Raw genomic sequence first — 16,831 nt, 5'->3', positions numbered from 1 at the left:
GACGTCGTATTCGACATAGCCGCCATCGCCGGCGCTGAATTGGCCGTCGACGATACGCCGATAAAGCGCCTGGATCTGCTCGCCGTAAATGGCCGCGCCGCGCAACACCATCTTGAAGCCGTTGTAGTCGGGCGGATTGTGGCTGCCCGTGACGACGATGCACGAATCGACCGACCGTTCGCCGCCCGGCAACGCGAGCGGCACGCTCGCCGCGAAGTAGCCGACCGGCGTCGGCACCATGCCGACATCGACGACATCGACGCCCGCCGCGCGCAACCCGTCGGCCAGCGCCGCGACGAGCGACGGACCCGACAAGCGGCCATCGCGTCCGACGACGACGGCGTCGCCGCCCTGCCCGCGAATTTCGCTGCCGAATGCACGGCCGATCAAGCGCGCCACATCGGCATCGAGCGTCTTGCCCACGACGCCGCGGATGTCATACGCCTTGAAGATGGATTGTGAAATCATGGATAGGCTCTCAGTCTGCAAAAAAGGATGCAAAACGGCGTTGCAGCGCCAGACGCAGCGCGCCGCACGCGGTGTCGCAGATTCCCCTTACACCGCCGCCGCACGAGGGGTGCGCGATCGTTCCCACTTATAATTGCCGTTTTTCAACGGACGCACGACGCGCTCATTTTAATGCCAAGACGTTTCATTGCCGGACATTCGTCAGCCGAAGCTTGTATCAAGGCGTTAGCGAAGCGCGTCCCGGGACGAGCAAATTCCCTGCCGCGCAACGTATGCTGAAGCGTCTTGCCAATCAGGACGTCGCGAAAGCCGTCGCGAACATCATCTGGCTCGGGCTCGAACGACTGACCCAGATCGTCGTCGCCATCGCCATCGCGGGCCTGCTTGCGCGCTACCTGGGCCCCGACGCATTCGGCAAATGGCAATACGCGAACACGCTGCTGCTCGTGCTCGCGCCCATCACATGGGTGTGCGGCGCCGAAATCCTCGTCCCGACGATCGTGCATCGCCCCGCCGCCGAGCTGGGCACGGTGCTCGGCAGCGCGTTCGCGCTGCGCATGAGCGTTTCGGTGCTGGCACTCGCCGCGACATGGACAGCCATTGCGCTCGGCGTAACGGACCCACTCGTCGGCGCCATGCTCGCCGGCCTGGCCGTGACCATGCTTTTTCGCGAGCCGTTCATCGGGGTCATCAACTCGTGGCTGCAAAGCTTGACCTACAGCAAGCCGCAGTTGTTGACGAGCATCGTCACCGCGCTCGCCAAAGCCACGCTCGTCTATTTGTTCGTGCGCGTTGCCGTGACGCCCGCCGCGTTCGGCTGGCTCTGGGCAGCCGAATCGGCCGTCATCGGCGGTGTGCTCGTCGTCTACTACATGCGCCGCCATGGCGGCACGCTCGGCTGGCGCGTCGACGGGCCGCTGTTGCGTCACTTCGCAAGCGCGGGCACCGTGTTCTGGATCGGCCTCGTCTGCATGTATCTGTTCCTGAAGCTCGACCGGCTCATGCTCGAGCGTGCGATCTCGTTCGCCGATCTCGGCCGCTACTCGGCCGCGCAGCAGATCAACGAAAACTGGATCGCGCTCGGGCTCATGCTCGCGCAGACCATCGCACCAGCCTTCATCTACCGCGTGCAGGACCCCGCCAGACTGCTCGCCAACGTACGGCGGCTCATGCTGTTCGCCGCCGCGCTGATGGCGGCCGGCGCGCTCGTGCTCGGTTTGTTCGGACACCTGATCATCACGCGCGTGTTCGGGCCCGGCTATGAAGGCGCCGTCGCGATTTTTCGCTGGTGCGTCTGGCTTTCCGTGCCGGCCGGCGTCGAGGCCATCGGCAATCTCGTCGTGCTCAAATATCAGGCGAAGTTCGTTCTGCTCGCGAAGTGGGTGCTCGCGCTCGCTGTCGCGTTCGTCGTCAACCTCGTTGCCATCGCGCGGATCGGTGCGTACGGCGCGCTCGTTGGACTCGCCGCGGGCTATGCCGCCGCCGCCGCGGTGAACCTCTACTACATTCGCTACAAGCTGTCATGACGACGCCCACCACTGCGCCGCCGTCCGCGCCGAGCGACGCGCTCGCCGATGTCACGGTATTGATGCCCGCCTATAACGGGCAAGCGGATGTCGAGCGCACGCTGGCGTCGTTTCGCGAACGCGCCGCTGTGCACGTCTTGCTCGTCGACGACGGCAGCGATCCGCCGATCGTCGCACCGGCCCTGCCGAACGTGACCGTCGAGATTCTGCGGATGCCGCGAAACGGGGGAATCGAACGCGCGTTACAAGCCGGCATCGAAGCACTCGCTTCGCGCGGCTGCAAGTACGCAGCGCGGATCGATGCCGGCGATCTTGCCGCGCCCGAGCGGCTCGCCAGGCAGCGCGCCTACCTCGAAGCGCATCCGAACGTTGCCGGTGTGGGCATGTGGACCCAAGTGGTGACACGCGAAGGCGAACCACTCTTCATGTTGCGCCCCGCCACCGAGCCGGCTGAAATTCGCCGCTTGCGTTTTTTCCGCTCGCAGTTGGTGCATCCGGCGATGATGCTGCGCGTCGATGCGGTGCGCGCGGTCGGCAATTACCGTGTTGCGTATCCGGCGGCCGAAGACCTCGACCTCTTCCTGCGTCTCATGGAACGCTACGACTGTGCGAACCTGCCCGAACTGGGGCTTTATTACGAAGCCAATCCGGACGGCATCAGCGCTACGAAGCGCCGCAGGCAGATCGTCTCCACGATCCGGCTCGGCATGCGCTATTTCAACGCACGCAACGTCTACGATTGGTTAGGACTCGCGAAGAATCTGCTGCATCTCGTCACACCCTACGGATGGCTTCACCGCATGAAACGTGTCCTCTTTGCCGCCCGTACCGCATGAATTCCCCTGCTCGATCCGCTGCCGTTGCCACTAGCGCCACCGCTGTGCGAACGCTCTCGATCTGCCTCGTCTGCAATACGTCGTTTGCGATCCATACGTATCGCCAAGGGCTGATCCGCACGCTGATCGCCAATGGCGCCACGGTGACGGTCATCGCGCCGCGCGATCGCACGACCGCCCTGCTCGAGCAAATGGGCTGCCGCTTCGTGGAACTGCATGTGGCGTCGAAAGGGACCAACCCGGGCGACGACCTGCGTACGTTCGCCGCACTGTATCGCCATTACCGCGCGATCAAACCCGACATCGTGTTTCACTACACGATCAAACCGAACATCTACGGCACCGTTGCCGCATGGCTTGCGCATGTACCGTCGATTGCGGTCACGACGGGCCTCGGCTACGTCTTCATTCAGAAGAGCCGTGCGGCGATCGTGGCGAAGGCGCTCTACCGGTTCGCGTTCCGGTTTCCGCGCCAAGTATGGTTCCTCAACCGGGACGATCAAACCGCATTCGTCGAATCGCGGCTGCTCGCGCACCCTGAGCGGGCACGCCTGCTCCATGGCGAAGGGGTGGACTTGAACCATTTCGCGTACACCCCGCCGCGACAGAAACAGAACTTTACATTTGTCTTGATCGGGCGCTTGCTTTGGGACAAGGGCGTCGGCGAATATGTCGAGGCGGCACGTATCTTGCGCGAGCGGCATCCCACGGCGCGGTTCCAGCTGCTCGGGCCGGCCGGCGTCGACAACCCGAGCGCGGTGACGCTCGACACGCTGCAAGCATGGCAACGCGAAGGCCTCGTCGAATATCTCGGTGAAGCGCACGACGTACGCGAGCACATTGCAAACGCGGACTGTGTGGTGCTGCCTTCGTACCGGGAAGGCGTGCCACGCACGCTGATGGAGGCTTCGGCGATGGGCCGGCCGATCGTGGCGACCGACGTTCCAGGCTGCCGCGAAGTGGTGGCCGATGGCATCACGGGATTTCTCTGCGAGGCGAAAAGCGCGGCGAGCCTCGCCGACAAGCTGCAAGCGATGATGGCATTCACGCCTGACGAACGGCGTGCAATGGGCGAGCGCGGCCGCGCGAAGGTCGCGGCGGAATTCGACGAAACGACTGTCATCGCGCGCTACCTCGAAACGCTGCACGAACTCACTGGCGTTTCTCTTTATCTTTGACGGAGCACGACGATGGCGATGAAAGGCACGATTCTGGTGACGGGCGGAGCGGGATTCATTGGCTCGCATACCGCGGTCGAACTGCTCGCAAGCGATTATGACGTGGTCATCGTCGATAACCTCATCAACAGCAAGCGCGAGGCTGTGCGACGCATCGAGGAGATTGCGGGCCGTAAAGTCGCTTTTTACGAAGCCGACGCATGCGATGCCGCGGCGCTGAGCGCGATTTTCGACAAGCACCCGATCGATGCCGCGATTCATTTCGCCGCGTTGAAGGCGGTCGGCGAATCGGTTGCCAAACCGATCGACTACTACCGTAACAATATCGGTAGCCTGCTCACCGTGCTCGATACGATGCGTGAGCGCAATGTGAAGCGATTCGTTTTCAGCTCGTCGGCGACTGTTTATGGCGTGCCCGAGCGCTCGCCGATCGACGAATCGTTTCCGCTTTCGGCGACGAACCCCTACGGCCAATCGAAGCTGATCGCAGAGCAGATTCTGCGCGATGTCGAACGGTCCGATCCGGCGTGGCGCATTGCCACGCTGCGATATTTCAATCCGGTTGGGGCGCACGAGAGCGGACGTATCGGCGAGGACCCGGCTGGCGTTCCGAACAACTTGATGCCTTATGTGGCGCAGGTCGCGGTTGGCAAGCTCGACAAATTGCGCGTGTTCGGCAGCGACTATGACACCCCCGACGGGACGGGCGTACGCGACTATATCCATGTCGTGGATCTGGCTCGCGGGCATATCGCCGCGCTCGATGCGCTGAAGGCGCGCGATGCGAGCTTGACTGTCAATCTTGGTACCGGGCGCGGGTACTCGGTGTTGGAGGTGGTGAAAGCGTTCGAGGCCGCTTCGGGGCGGAAGGTGCCTTATGAGCTCGTGGATCGGCGGCCTGGCGATGTGGCTTCATGCTTTGCGAGCACGAGTGCGGCCGAGCAGACACTTGGCTGGCGAGCCGAGCACGGCATCGAGCGCATGTGCGTCGACCATTGGCGGTGGCAGTCGATGAATCCGAACGGGTTTGCATAAAGCCGCCAGCGTGCATCGGTCCATCGTTGTTCTGCCGACCGGTCCTCACGACGTACCGGTCAGCGTATGCGCGACGGGTAGGTACTTAGCCAGGATGGCCAGCATGGTGGCGGCCTCGGCCTTCGAAACCGGGGGAAACGGCGAAACGTAAGAAGTACCGTTGCGACGCTCGTGGGCCTTCGTGATGAACGCAAATTCTTGCGAGGTCACACCGAGCGACGTGGACACGCGCTGGATGGCTAGGTTACGCCCTGCCTCTTTGGTGCGTACTTCATAGAACTCGAGGATCGCTTGGACCACCTGAAAATAGCCTTCATAGGCCAAGGTGAATACTTGCAGATGCCGTTCTCGGTCTAGCCCCTCGGCCGTAACCAAATAATCCGCAGCGTTACGCAGGAAGCCCGCGATAGCTCCAGGCGTCGAGGCGACGGCCTCAAAGGCTTTCGTCTTGATGAGGTTGTCATATTCAGTTGGGCGCGACATCACAGTATCCTCAGGATGGGGCCTTGGGCAATCTGAGCCATGATGGGATCAGCCTGGACCAAGGCAGCCCATTCAGCAGGCTCGTACAAGGAGAAGTTGATGGGGCGCAGCAGGCCTAGCTCGGCCTTGTGCATCGCCTCGGATAGTTCGAGGAGAGGGGCGCGCCCGACGACAATCAGGTCAATGTCGCTCCGGCCACTGTCTGTGCCCTTGGCTATTGAGCCAAACAGGAACGCTGACGTGATGAGGCCGGCAAAAGGCTCGAGGGCTTCCTTCAGAGGCTCCACAATAGCAAATGACTTCCGCGCGATACTGAGCAATTCGGGATAGAGGATAAATTCGGTATTCGCTCGAATGCTTCGTTGCCGGCCTCGGCGGGCATCTTCCCGCAGTACGCCAGCTTCGACTAGGCGGTCCACCTGTTTTTGAGCGCTTCCGCGCCCACTGTCCGCCAGACGCAGCAGTTCCTCGAGCGTAAAACTGCGGTCAGGTTGTAGCAGTGTGGCACCAAGCACTCGTTGCAAGCCCCTTGTGAAGAGAAAGTCGGCAATACTCACAGTCAATCCTCGATATGGGGAGACAAATCCCTAGTATAGGGATCGACCGACGAATCCTCAATAGAGGGATACATATCCTCACTTCAAGGATCAACCAGCTACGTGGACCTCGAGATGGGCGCCGATCGTTGGCGGCGACGAGGGATAAATCCGAATGGTTTGTCGGACGGGAGAACCTGTGCGGTCACTTGGGGCGGTTGCGCCGACCAGGCGGAACCGCCGCTTTCACCTTGTAAGCTAACGTAACAAGTTCGTTATTTATAAAGATCACAGAATGATATAAAATTGGCCAAAATCAGATTAACAAATAGAAATGTCCGATTTACCTCTCTATTATCTCCATATACCCAAAACAGCCGGCACTTCTCTGATCAGTTTCCTGGATAGCCAATTCGATTCCAGCGAAATCTGCCCTGCCCAGCTGCTTCCGAGCCTTTTCGCGCTTCCGAGGCAGGATCTTTCCAAGTACGCCTTCTTCCGAGGCCATCTATGGCACGGCTTGAATACCTATTTGAAAAGAGACCTCGCTTATATAACGATGCTGCGCGACCCCGTTCAGCGCACCATTTCCTGGTATTCGCATGTGCGCCGCGAGCCCGACGCATATCGGCACGATCAGGTCGTGAACGAGAATTGGTCGCTCCTGGATTTCGTCTCCGACGAAGTAACGAACTGGGATCTGATCAATGCTCAGACGTTATTCCTCGCGGTCGATCTCGATTACGAGAAACTCGCGAAAGATCCAGTCGGCTACGGGCAGGCAGTCGTGCGCGAATATGCGAGCCGCAAGCACGATCGCGAACTGCTGACCCGCGCCAAGGCCCGCCTCGAGCAGTGCCTCTTCGTCGGTTTGGCGGAGCGCATGAGCGAGTCGCTGCAGCTTCTGAGCCATACGCTCGGCTTCTATCCTGTCATCGAGGAACGGAAGCTCAACGTTTCGTCCAATCGGGTCCCGGCCGAGGCCCTCTCCGTCGAAGCGCTCGAAGCCATTCATCGCGTCACCGAACTCGATCGCGAGCTGTACGACTGGGCCGCGAAAGTATTCGAGCAACGATACGCCGCAATGGTCGACTCGCTGCTCATGAGCCAGTGGAAAACGAATCCGCGCCATGCCCCAGCCGCATGGACAGCTCCGTTGGGCACCGAAGAACGAAGCCGAATCGCCATGACGGTCGTCAGCGCGCCGCGCGCCGCACAACCCGGTTCGGAGTTCCACGCCCACGTCGCCCTCGCAAACCGGTCCCACTTCCGTCTGGCCAGCCAGACCCCCTATCCGCTCAATCTTTCGTACCATTGGCTCGATGCGCAAACCGGCGGCATGGTCGTCTTCGACGGGGAACGTACCGCCCTCTCGGAAACGCTTAGCGCGGGCGAATGCAAGCATTACGCGGTTCGCGTCGTCGCCCCGGAGCATGCGGGCAAGTACACATTGCGGATAACGATGGTGCAAGAAGGCGTCGCGTGGTTCGACGACGAGCCGTCCCGCGTCTGCACCGATTACCCGATCGAAATCGCATAAGGCATTTCACGCTTCACCTCCTACGCGGCAGGCATGCGGACGGCTCTCGGTATAATTCGCCGTCCGCCACCCGGCTACCGCTCATGCTCAGTTTCGCACTCGCCTTTCTCGTCTCGCTGCTCGTTACATTGCTGATCGTGCGCTATGCGCATCTGCACGAAAGGTTTTCGATCGATGCCGATCTGGCCGGCGTACAGAAGTTTCATGCCCGGCCCGTTCCGCGCGTCGGCGGCCTCGGGATCCTCGTCGGGCTGGTGGCGTCGACGCTGGAGCTCTACGGCCCCTATCCGGCTGTCTCGCTGGGCATCCTCGCATTGATCGCCTGCGGCATTCCGGCGTTCGCCTCGGGCTTGATCGAAGACGTCACGAAGCGCGTTTCGCCCACCGCACGGCTGGTCGCCACCATGGGCTCAGCCGCCCTCGCCTATTTCGCGCTGCACATCGCCGTGGTACGCATCAGCGTACCGCCGCTGGATTTTCTGCTTTCCTATGCGGTCATTTCGGCCGCGGTGACCGTGCTGGCGGTCGCGGCCCTGGCGAATGCGGTGAACATCATCGACGGCTTCAACGGTCTAGCCTCGATGGTCGCGATGATGATGTTTGCATCGCTTGCTTATGTGGCGTTCCGCCTCTCCGATCCGATCGTGCTGTCGGCATCGCTGATCATGATGGGCGCGGTGCTCGGCTTCTTCATCTGGAATTTCCCGGCCGGTCTGATTTTTCTGGGCGACGGCGGTGCCTATTTCATCGGCTTCATGCTTGCCGAGCTCGCGATCATGCTCGTCATGCGACACCGCGAGGTCTCCGCGTGGTATCCCGTGCTGCTCTTCGTTTATCCGATCTTCGAGACCTGCTTTTCGATCTACCGGAAAAAATTCGTGCGCGGCATGTCGCCCGGCATTCCCGACGGCGTGCATTTGCACATGCTCGTCTACAAGCGGCTCATGCGCTGGGCCGTCGGCGCCAAAACCGCGCATGAGCTGACGCGGCGCAATTCGTTCACATCGCCCTATCTGTGGCTGCTGTGCCTGATCGGTGTCATTCCCGCGACGCTCTTTTGGCAACACACGGTGCACCTGTTCGCCTTCGTCGTGCTGTTCGCACTGACGTATGTCTGGCTCTACGTGAGCATCGTCCGTTTCAGATCGCCGAAGTGGCTCGTCGTGCGGCGCAGCGGGCGGCGCTAAGCTCCGCGCTCCACCACCACGCTCACGCTACCGCAGTTTCAGGCCGCTGTCTCGGCGCGCGAGCGCTCGAACGCGCGCCAGCGTTGATCGATGCCCATGCCTACGCCGGCGAGCACCAGATACCAGCATGCAACCGCCAGCCATTGCGCGATGGTCGGCGCATGCAGCGCCACCAGCGCGAGCGTCGAACCGCACAACATCAGGCCGTAATAAAGCAATGCGACGCGAACATGGGACGCGCCCAGTTGCACGAGGCGCTGATAGTAGTGCTGCCGATGCGCCTCCCAGACCTTCTCGCCGCGCGCGAGCCGGCGCAGCAACGTCACCGTTGCGTCCGCAATGAATGGAGCGAAGGCAAGCGCCGGAAACCAGACCGGCCACGCATCGTGCCGCCAGCCCCAAAACCCTAGCGCGCCCGCGAGGAAACCCAGCGGGATAGACCCCACGTCGCCCAGAAAGATACGGGCCGGATGAAAGTTGAGCGCGAGAAAGCCGAGCGCGGCGCCCGCAATCGCCACCGAGGCAATCGATAACTGCGGCTCGCCAGCCATCGCCGCCACGGCATAGGTTGCGAAGCCGAAGACGGCCATGCCCCCCGCCAGGCCGTTCGAACCATCCATGAAGTTATAGAGATTGATGAGCCAAACGAGCGCGATGACGGCAGCCACGGCGAGCCACCAATCGATGCCGTTCGCGCTCAGCGCCACCGCCGCCCCGGCCACGATCAAATGCGCCGCGAAACGCGTCTTTGCGGACAAGCCACGGCGATCGTCGATCTGCGAAAGCGCACCCAGGACGAGTGCCCCGACGGCGAACCAACGCATCAGCGGAGCCTCGATCGCGACGATCGCAAGCGCCGCCGGCAACACGCCCCATCCGCCCACACGCGGCACCGGCTTCACGTGCAACGAACGATGATTGGGAATATCGAGCGCAATATCGAACGCCCATCCCGTGCGAAGCAGGATCCATAGGACTACGAAGCAGATCAGTGCAGCAGCGAAGCCAGTGAGAAGAAGCGACGATATCGTCATCGATGGCGCCTCATTCAACGGTTGATACGGTCGATCGTGCCCGCACCGTTTGCTTGAGCCCATCCGCGACTTGCCACGGCGGCGTCCATCCGAGCTCGCTGGGCAGCCGCCTGCATTCCACGCGCAAGGGGCCGGTCAGCCGATCGATGCGGTCGGACTGCCGCGTCAAAGTCCCGATCAGGCGCAACAAGGCGACAGGCACGGACACGAGCCGCGCCGGCTTGCCCAGTGCATCGGCAATCGCGCGAATCATTTGCGAGACGCTCAAATCCTCGCAATCGGTCACGTGATAGACGCCCTCGAGCGCGGCGGGATAGGTGGCGAGCAAACGAATCGCGTCCGCCAGATTGCCGACATAGACCATGCTGCGTTGCGCATCGACGGCCCCCAGCGGCAACGGAACGCCCTTCTCGACAGCCTTGATGAGACCGAGGAAATTCGCGCGCACGCCCGGACCGTAGACCAACGGCGGGCGCACGACGACGATCTCCATTCCAACCGTCCGCCCGAACTCGCGCAACGCCAGCTCGGCTTCGCGCTTCGATACGCCGTATGGATCGACGGGCGACGCCTCGTCGTTCTCGCGCCACGGCCGCCCCGGCTCGCCCTCACCGAGCGCCTTGATGCTGCTGACATAGACGAACCGCCGCGCGCCGGCCACCGATGCGGCGCGCGCGGCGTTGAGCGTGCCGTCGACATTCGTCGTTCTATGGGCTGCGATCGGGTCCACCGCGCGATCGCGCATGATGTGGACGCGGGCCGCAAGATGAACGAAGGTGTCGCATGGGCCGAAGGCGGGTCTGCCCAGCGCGAGCGAGGCGAAGTTGTCATCCTCGATCAGGCACTCGCGAACACCGGGCGTACAGACACCTTGCCGACGCACCAGCGCAACGGCGTCATGGCCGCTGTCGCGCAGCAGCGCGCACAACGCCTTGCCGACGAAACCGTTAGCTCCCGTTATGGCAATTCGCACACCGCCTCCTTGTATGAACCCCGCCTCAACGATATCGCCTGGCGGGCATCACGCCAGCACCGACCGATAGACATCGCGGGTCTGCTCAACCGTTGCCGCCCAGGTGAGTTCGGCGGCGCGTTGCAAGCCCTTGGCGATGAGCGACTCGCGCAACGCAGCGTCTTGGAGCAATCGCGCCAGGCCGTCGGCGATCGCATCGACGGAATAAGGATCCACTTCCCAAGCCGCCCCTGCCGACACTTCCGGCAAAGATGTCACGTTGGCGGTCAACACAGGAACCGCGCTTGCCATCGCCTCCGCCACCGGCAGACCGAACCCTTCGTAAAGCGACGGATAGGCAAATACTGCCGCAGCCGATAGCAGCCGAGTGAGATCGGCCCGGGACACATAGCCCGGCGCGATGATTTGACCGGCGTTCGCCAAGGGGCCGATATCGCGCTGCAGATCGGAATTCATCCACCCGTTCGCGCCGATCAGAACGAGCGGGAACTCGCGCCTCAGCGCTTCGGGCAAATGGGCGTAGGCCGCGACGAGCCGGCGCAGGTTTTTCCTCGGCTGCAACGTACAGACGGACAGAACGAAGCCACGGTATTTCAGCCCCAACGCCGCGAGCACGGCAGAGCAGACTTCCTCCGATCGAGGCTGAAAGCACGTTTCCACGCCCAGATGGACAGTGACGACCTTCTCGTCGGGCAATCCATAGATGTCGTGAATTTCCTTCTTCGTGTAGTGGCTGTCCGCAATGACGACGCGCGCTTGAGCAAGCGTGCGCGGCAATCCATCGTCCAGATACTGGACGGCCACGCTCGGGTGGAATTCGGGGTGCCGCCGATGGGACAGATCGTGGACCGTGACAACGGAAGGTCCGCGGTAGCGCGACGCGATGAAATTCGTCTCGTGATAAAGGTAGCCACGCTTGGCGAAGTCCCGACGCAAACTCCCCGAAGCAAAGCTTCGGGCAAGCGTTCGAGCTTTATAGACGCCGGGGACATTGCGCGCGGCGCGCAGAGCCGATGCGGTGAACCCTTTGCTGAATTGGGCGGCCTTGGCCAGCGACGTTTGATCGCACATCAGCGCACGCAGCGCATCGCCTTCGTAGACGGTCGAGCCCACCCATCCGGCAATTGCCTCGACATCCGGTTGCTCCAACAATCCTTCGAGCAAGTGCTGCGTGTAGTAGCCGACGCCGCTGCGCGGCGGCCGCAGCGAATTGAGATCAAAAAGCAGTTTCATGCAATGGCAGCGAGCCGTGGTGGCGTTGAAAAAAGGGGCGAAAGACGCCTGACGATCAAAGCCGCCATGCTACGACAGGAAGCCGTCGATTTTCCAATAATTGGCGCACCCAGGAGGTGCGCGCGCAGCTCGTTAGCGCGTCAGCACCCCGGCTGAGCGCGTAATGGGGACCGATTCGAGCCGCGGCGGCAACGCCGTCTCATATTCTGGGACCCAGCGACGCAAATCGCGGCGCACTTCATCGTCCGTCAATACGCGATGCTGCATCAACCACGGCATCAATTCGTCGAGAAGATCGCTCGGGGCTTCCCGTGCGCGGGCGATGCGCAGTTTCGGATGCACCGTGCGGGTGGTGGTTTCGTCGTCGGCGAGCAGCTCCTCGTAGAGCTTTTCGCCGGGGCGCAGGCCCGTGAAAACGATCCGAATCTGCTCCTCGGTGAAGCCGTACAGACGGATCAGGTCACGAGCCAGATCGACGATCTTCACGGGCTCGCCCATGTCGAGCACGAAGATATCGCCGCCTTGCCCCATGCTCGACGCCTGCAAGACGAGCTGCGACGCCTCGGGGATCGTCATGAAAAACCGCGTGATCTCGGGATGCGTGACCGTGACCGGCCCGCCCTTGGCGATTTGCTTCTGGAATTTCGGAATCACGCTTCCGGCACTGCCGAGCACGTTGCCAAAGCGGACCGTTTCGAATCGCGTCCCGTTGCTCGTTTGCTGAAGCGCCTGACAGGTCATCTCCGCCAGCCGTTTGCTCGCGCCCATGACGTTGGTCGGGTTGACTGCCTTGTCCGTCGAGATCAGCACGAAGCGTTTCGCGCCATGGCGGATGGCCGCGCGTGCGACGCGATAAGTGCCGAGCACGTTGTTGCGCACAGCCTGCCAGGCGTTCACCTCCTCCATCAGCGGGACGTGCTTATAGGCCGCCGCATGAAAGACGATATGGGGCGCATAGCGGGAAAAAACCTGATCGAGCAAGAGCGAGTCTTTGGCATCGCCCACCACCGGTACCATCGAGAGGCCCGGATAGTGGTCCGTCAGCTCTTCGACCAGTCGATAGATTGCGTACTCCGAAACATCGAAGGCGATCAATTGAGCGGGCTCGAAGCGCAGGATCTGGCGGCACAACTCCGAGCCGATGGAACCGCCCGCGCCCGTGACCATGACCACGCGGCCGCGCAGCAGCGCTTCCACGTGAGGCGTATCGATCTTGACCGGCTCGCGCCCCAGCAAGTCTTCCAGATCGATGTGCCGCACACGTGCGAGGAACGGCTGACCTTTCGTCAACGCGGCCAGCGCCGGCAGCACCATCGCGCGGACCCCGGCACGCACGCAGATCGCGGCGACGCGGCGCTGGGCGTCCACCGATGCCGATGGAATGGCGATGATCGCGTGCTCGGCCTTCAGCTGTTGGGCAACGCGCTGCAAATCGGCGATCGGCCCCAAGACCTTGTAACCGTAGATCTCGCGGCCCTGCTTGGCTGGATCGTCGTCCAGCAGGCCGACCAGGCGCCAATCGCTCGAACGCGACAGCTCACGCGCGAGACTCGCGCCGGCCGAGCCGGCGCCCAGCACGATCACCGGCTTGCCTTGGGCAACCAGACCCCCATAAAGATAGAATTCCTTCGCAGTCCGATACAACGCGCGCGCGCCGCCCATGACGAGGAACAGCAGCAGCGGACAGACGATCAGCACCGAACGCGGAATGATGGGCGAGGGCTGCAGCATGACCGCGCCGATCATGATGAGCAGCGCGCCGGCGCCAACGGCCTTCGAAATACGAACCAGATCGGGCAGGCTCGCGAACACCCACATGCCTCGGTATAGACCGAACACGCGGAACATCACCGAATAGACCAGTACGACCCAGATGAGCGCATGCAGTGCGCCGTACAGGAAGGTAACGGGTACGTCCCCGTTGAAGCGAATCGCGTAAGCCGCAAGCCACGCAGCCGTCACCGCCAGCGCATCGAAAGCGAATGCACTCAACGAGAGCCACGATGATTTAAATCGAGACATTCCGCGACTTTTCCTCGGAGTAAAGTTGGAATACATAGCGCAGAGAGCCCGTTCAACGCTTTAGCGTTCTTCTTATTGATCGCGGCAGCCGGCCCGCATACAATTGCGCAGGCCAGCATTATGAGGCAGATCGGTAGCAATTTCCATGCGAAGTGGCGCCAACACCACGCCCGATCCCGCCACGGCCTTCTCAGAATAGGACAAAACGGCCCCGTTGAAGATACTTCATAAAAGACGCGGGAAGGAATAGTGTGATGTGCCGAATGGTGCAAAATGCGTAACCAGATGTTCTCGATTTCGGTCCGCCGGGGCCAATTTCCGCTAGAATCGCCCCCTGCACAATGGATCAGCGCCGATGAATATCATTCCTGTCATCATCTGCGGCGGTGCCGGAACGCGCCTTTGGCCCGTTTCCCGGGAAGCGTTTCCCAAGCCGCTGCTCAAGCTCGCTGACGGTCAAAGCCTTCTGCAAAAGACGTTCTTGCGCGCAGCTCGCGTTGCGTCGACGAACGAAGTCCTGATCGTTACCAATCGCGAGACCTACTTTCTGACGAAGGACGAGTGCGGTGAGTTGGACACGGACGTATCGCGTGTCGGCTTCGTGCTCGAGCCCGCCGCCCGCAATACCGCGGCGGCAATCGGCGCTGCGGCCGAGGTCGTTCGCGAGGCGCACGGCCCCGATGCGATCATGCTCGTCATGCCGGCCGATCAACTCGTCGAGAAAGAGCAAGCCTTCGCGCAAGCCGTGCAAGACGCGGCACGCGGTGCGGCCAACGGCCGGATCGTGACGTTCGGCATTCGTCCCACCGCACCGGAAACGGGCTACGGCTATATCGAATTCGAAGCACGCCCGCTGCCAGGGGCCGAGGGCATCCACAAGGTCGAACGTTTCATTGAGAAACCCGAGCTGAATATCGCCAAGGAATTGGTCGGTACGGGCCGGCACCTGTGGAATGCCGGCATGTTCTGCTTCACTGCGCAGACGATGCTCGACGAATTGCAAAAGCACGCGCCGAACGTCATCGAACCGACGCTAGCGGCTGTGAAGGACGCACGACGGAGCACATCGGACGATGGCTTTTCCGTCGAGCTCGATGCAGCGCATTTCGGCAAGGCGCAAGACATCTCGATCGACTACGCGGTCATGGAACGGTCGAGCAACGTCAACGTCGTACCGTGCGATCTTGGGTGGAACGACATCGGATCATGGGTGGCGATCAGCGAGTTGACTTCGCCCGACGACAGCGGCAACCGCATTAATGCCAGGACCGCGCTGCACGATGTCGAGAACTGCTTCGTGCAGAGCGACGAACGCCTGATCGGCATGGTCGGCGTGCGCGATCTCATCGTCGTGGATACGCCCGATGCGCTGTTGATCGCGGACAAAGACCGCGCGCAGGACGTGAAGCAGATCGTCGCCAAGCTCAAGCGGACGAACGACGACGCATGCCGCCTGCACCGCACCGTGCATCGCCCCTGGGGCACTTATACGGTGCTCGAAGAAGGCGATCGCTTCAAGATGAAGCGCATCGTCGTCAAACCCGGCGCGTCCCTTTCTCTGCAGATGCACCACCATCGCAGCGAGCACTGGATCGTCGTCAGCGGCTGCGCGGAAATCGTCAACGGTGAGCAGATCATCTCGCTGCAGCCGAACGAATCCACGTATATCCCGGCGGGGCACAAGCATCGGCTCGTCAATCCGGGCGTGCTCGATCTCGTGCTGATCGAAGTGCAATGCGGCGAGTATCTCGGCGAAGACGATATCGTTCGCTTCGAAGACATCTACGGGCGCGCACCCTGCTGAACTGCGGTTATGAGGGGGCTGCCAGCCCCCTTCCCCTGCTTCGATCGGGCGCGGGCGCGGCAGTCTTGCCGAAGAAGCGAACAACGAACGTCGTGCCCACGAACCCTGCCTGACTCATGCGCGTTCTCCATTTCTATAAAACATACAAGCCCGATTCGATGGGCGGCGTTGAAGAGCTGATTGGGCAGATATGCTCGGGGGCCGCGAAACAAGGCGTGACGAGCGAAGTGTTGACGGTCAGCAGAGACACCTCGACCGTCGATTTCGGGGATCACATTCATCACCGCGCAAAGCTCGATGTCGAGATTGCCTCGTCGGCATTTTCAATTCATGCGTTAAAGCGTTTCAAGGATCTGGCGCGACATGCGGACGTGATTCACTACCACTTCCCCTGGCCGTTTGCCGATATGGCACATTTTCTGACGCGCGTGCGCAAACCGTGCCTCCTCACGTATCACTCGGATATCGTGCGGCAGAAGGTGTTGCTGCAGTTCTATAAGCCGCTGCGCGACAGGTTTCTTGCCAGCGTCGACAAGATCGTGGCGACTTCGCCGAACTACGTCGAGACGAGCGACGTGCTGCGGCGCTTTCGGGACAAGGTAGAGGTCATTCCGATCGGGCTCGATCCCGCATCTTATGCGCCGCCCACCGAGGACAAGCTGCGATATTGGCGCGAGCGTGCCGGCGAGAAGTTCTTTTTGTTCGTGGGCAACCTGCGGTACTACAAGGGGCTGCATATCCTGCTCGATGCGCTCGCGGGAACCCGGTTCCGTGCGGTGATCGTTGGCGCCGGGCCGGTCGAGAGAGAGCTCAAGCAGCAGGCGGCGCGGTTGAAACTCGACAATGTCGATTTTGTGGGGCCTGTGGGCGACGACGATAAAATCGCGCTGCTCACGCTTTGTCATGCGCTGACGTTTCCCTCGCATCTGCGATCGGAGGCGTTCGGGATATCGCTGCTGGAAGGGGCGATGTTCGG

General features: G+C 61.8%; 14 protein-coding genes and 1 pseudogene. 8 read left to right on the top strand and 7 right to left on the bottom strand.

Going from position 1 to position 16,831, the window contains the following annotated elements:
* A pseudogene (locus ACO1XS_RS21970) lies at window positions 1–468 on the bottom strand (phosphomannomutase/phosphoglucomutase); the annotation flags it as partial.
* A 272-nt stretch (window positions 469–740) separates the two neighbouring features.
* On the opposite strand from ACO1XS_RS21970, the gene ACO1XS_RS21965 reads away from it, so the two are divergent.
* The 4 genes from ACO1XS_RS21965 to galE are packed head-to-tail and all read left to right on the top strand — an operon-like array spanning window position 741 to window position 5,043.
* Window positions 741–1,994, top strand: a complete 1,254-nt coding sequence (locus ACO1XS_RS21965; RefSeq protein WP_486391700.1) for an oligosaccharide flippase family protein — start codon at window positions 741–743, stop codon at window positions 1,992–1,994.
* On the top strand, window positions 1,991–2,830 hold the full coding sequence (locus tag ACO1XS_RS21960) for a glycosyltransferase (RefSeq protein WP_486391699.1): 840 nt from the start codon (window positions 1,991–1,993) through the stop codon (window positions 2,828–2,830). Before ACO1XS_RS21965 ends, ACO1XS_RS21960 begins: the two co-directional genes overlap by 4 nt.
* Window positions 2,827–4,008, top strand: coding sequence for a glycosyltransferase family 4 protein (locus ACO1XS_RS21955; RefSeq protein WP_486391698.1), 1,182 nt, complete (start codon window positions 2,827–2,829; stop codon window positions 4,006–4,008). The genes ACO1XS_RS21960 and ACO1XS_RS21955 overlap by 4 nt, the downstream gene beginning before the upstream one ends.
* A 12-nt stretch (window positions 4,009–4,020) precedes the next feature.
* On the top strand, window positions 4,021–5,043 hold the full coding sequence (gene galE / locus ACO1XS_RS21950) for a UDP-glucose 4-epimerase GalE (RefSeq protein ID WP_486391697.1): 1,023 nt from the start codon (window positions 4,021–4,023) through the stop codon (window positions 5,041–5,043).
* Window positions 5,044–5,088: 45 nt separating this feature from the next.
* Here galE and ACO1XS_RS21945 read toward each other — a convergent pair whose 3' ends face one another.
* Complete coding sequence (locus ACO1XS_RS21945; RefSeq protein ID WP_440563677.1) at window positions 5,089–5,526, bottom strand: hypothetical protein; 438 nt, start codon at window positions 5,524–5,526, stop codon at window positions 5,089–5,091.
* Window positions 5,526–6,083 carry a nucleotidyltransferase domain-containing protein gene (locus ACO1XS_RS21940; RefSeq protein ID WP_486391696.1) on the bottom strand — a complete coding sequence of 186 codons (558 nt, stop codon included), beginning with the start codon at window positions 6,081–6,083 and terminating at the stop codon, window positions 5,526–5,528. The genes ACO1XS_RS21945 and ACO1XS_RS21940 overlap by 1 nt, the downstream gene beginning before the upstream one ends.
* 313 nt (window positions 6,084–6,396) lie before the next feature.
* Between ACO1XS_RS21940 and ACO1XS_RS21935 the strand changes: the two genes are divergently transcribed.
* Window positions 6,397–7,602, top strand: coding sequence for a sulfotransferase family 2 domain-containing protein (locus ACO1XS_RS21935; RefSeq protein WP_486391695.1), 1,206 nt, complete (start codon window positions 6,397–6,399; stop codon window positions 7,600–7,602).
* Window positions 7,603–7,685: 83 nt separating this feature from the next.
* Entirely contained in the window at window positions 7,686–8,789 is a 1,104-nt protein-coding gene (locus tag ACO1XS_RS21930; protein ID WP_173259903.1) for an MraY family glycosyltransferase, read from the top strand.
* A 38-nt stretch (window positions 8,790–8,827) separates the two neighbouring features.
* Here ACO1XS_RS21930 and ACO1XS_RS21925 read toward each other — a convergent pair whose 3' ends face one another.
* The 4 genes from ACO1XS_RS21925 to ACO1XS_RS21910 form a co-directional block, all read right to left on the bottom strand.
* The gene (locus tag ACO1XS_RS21925) at window positions 8,828–9,823 is read right to left on the bottom strand and encodes an MraY family glycosyltransferase (RefSeq protein WP_486391694.1); all 996 of its coding nucleotides are present in this window, start codon (window positions 9,821–9,823) and stop codon (window positions 8,828–8,830) included.
* 10 nt (window positions 9,824–9,833) lie between these two features.
* On the bottom strand, window positions 9,834–10,796 hold the full coding sequence (locus ACO1XS_RS21920) for an NAD-dependent epimerase/dehydratase family protein (protein WP_486391693.1): 963 nt from the start codon (window positions 10,794–10,796) through the stop codon (window positions 9,834–9,836).
* 48 nt (window positions 10,797–10,844) lie between these two features.
* Complete coding sequence (locus tag ACO1XS_RS21915; RefSeq protein WP_486391692.1) at window positions 10,845–12,029, bottom strand: glycosyltransferase family 4 protein; 1,185 nt, start codon at window positions 12,027–12,029, stop codon at window positions 10,845–10,847.
* A gap of 132 nt (window positions 12,030–12,161) precedes the next feature.
* Entirely contained in the window at window positions 12,162–14,051 is a 1,890-nt protein-coding gene (locus tag ACO1XS_RS21910) for a polysaccharide biosynthesis protein (protein WP_331571654.1), read from the bottom strand.
* A 355-nt stretch (window positions 14,052–14,406) separates the two neighbouring features.
* Between ACO1XS_RS21910 and ACO1XS_RS21905 the strand changes: the two genes are divergently transcribed.
* Together ACO1XS_RS21905 and ACO1XS_RS21900 are read left to right on the top strand one after the other, a co-directional pair.
* Complete coding sequence (locus ACO1XS_RS21905; protein ID WP_486391691.1) at window positions 14,407–15,855, top strand: mannose-1-phosphate guanylyltransferase/mannose-6-phosphate isomerase; 1,449 nt, start codon at window positions 14,407–14,409, stop codon at window positions 15,853–15,855.
* Window positions 15,856–15,971: 116 nt separating this feature from the next.
* Window positions 15,972–16,831: glycosyltransferase (locus ACO1XS_RS21900; RefSeq protein WP_486391690.1), on the top strand; the 860-nt coding region annotated here is incomplete at its 3' end.

It is taken from the genome of Trinickia sp., from assembly GCF_057351765.1.
This window is presented reverse-complemented; position numbering and strand designations above follow the sequence as displayed.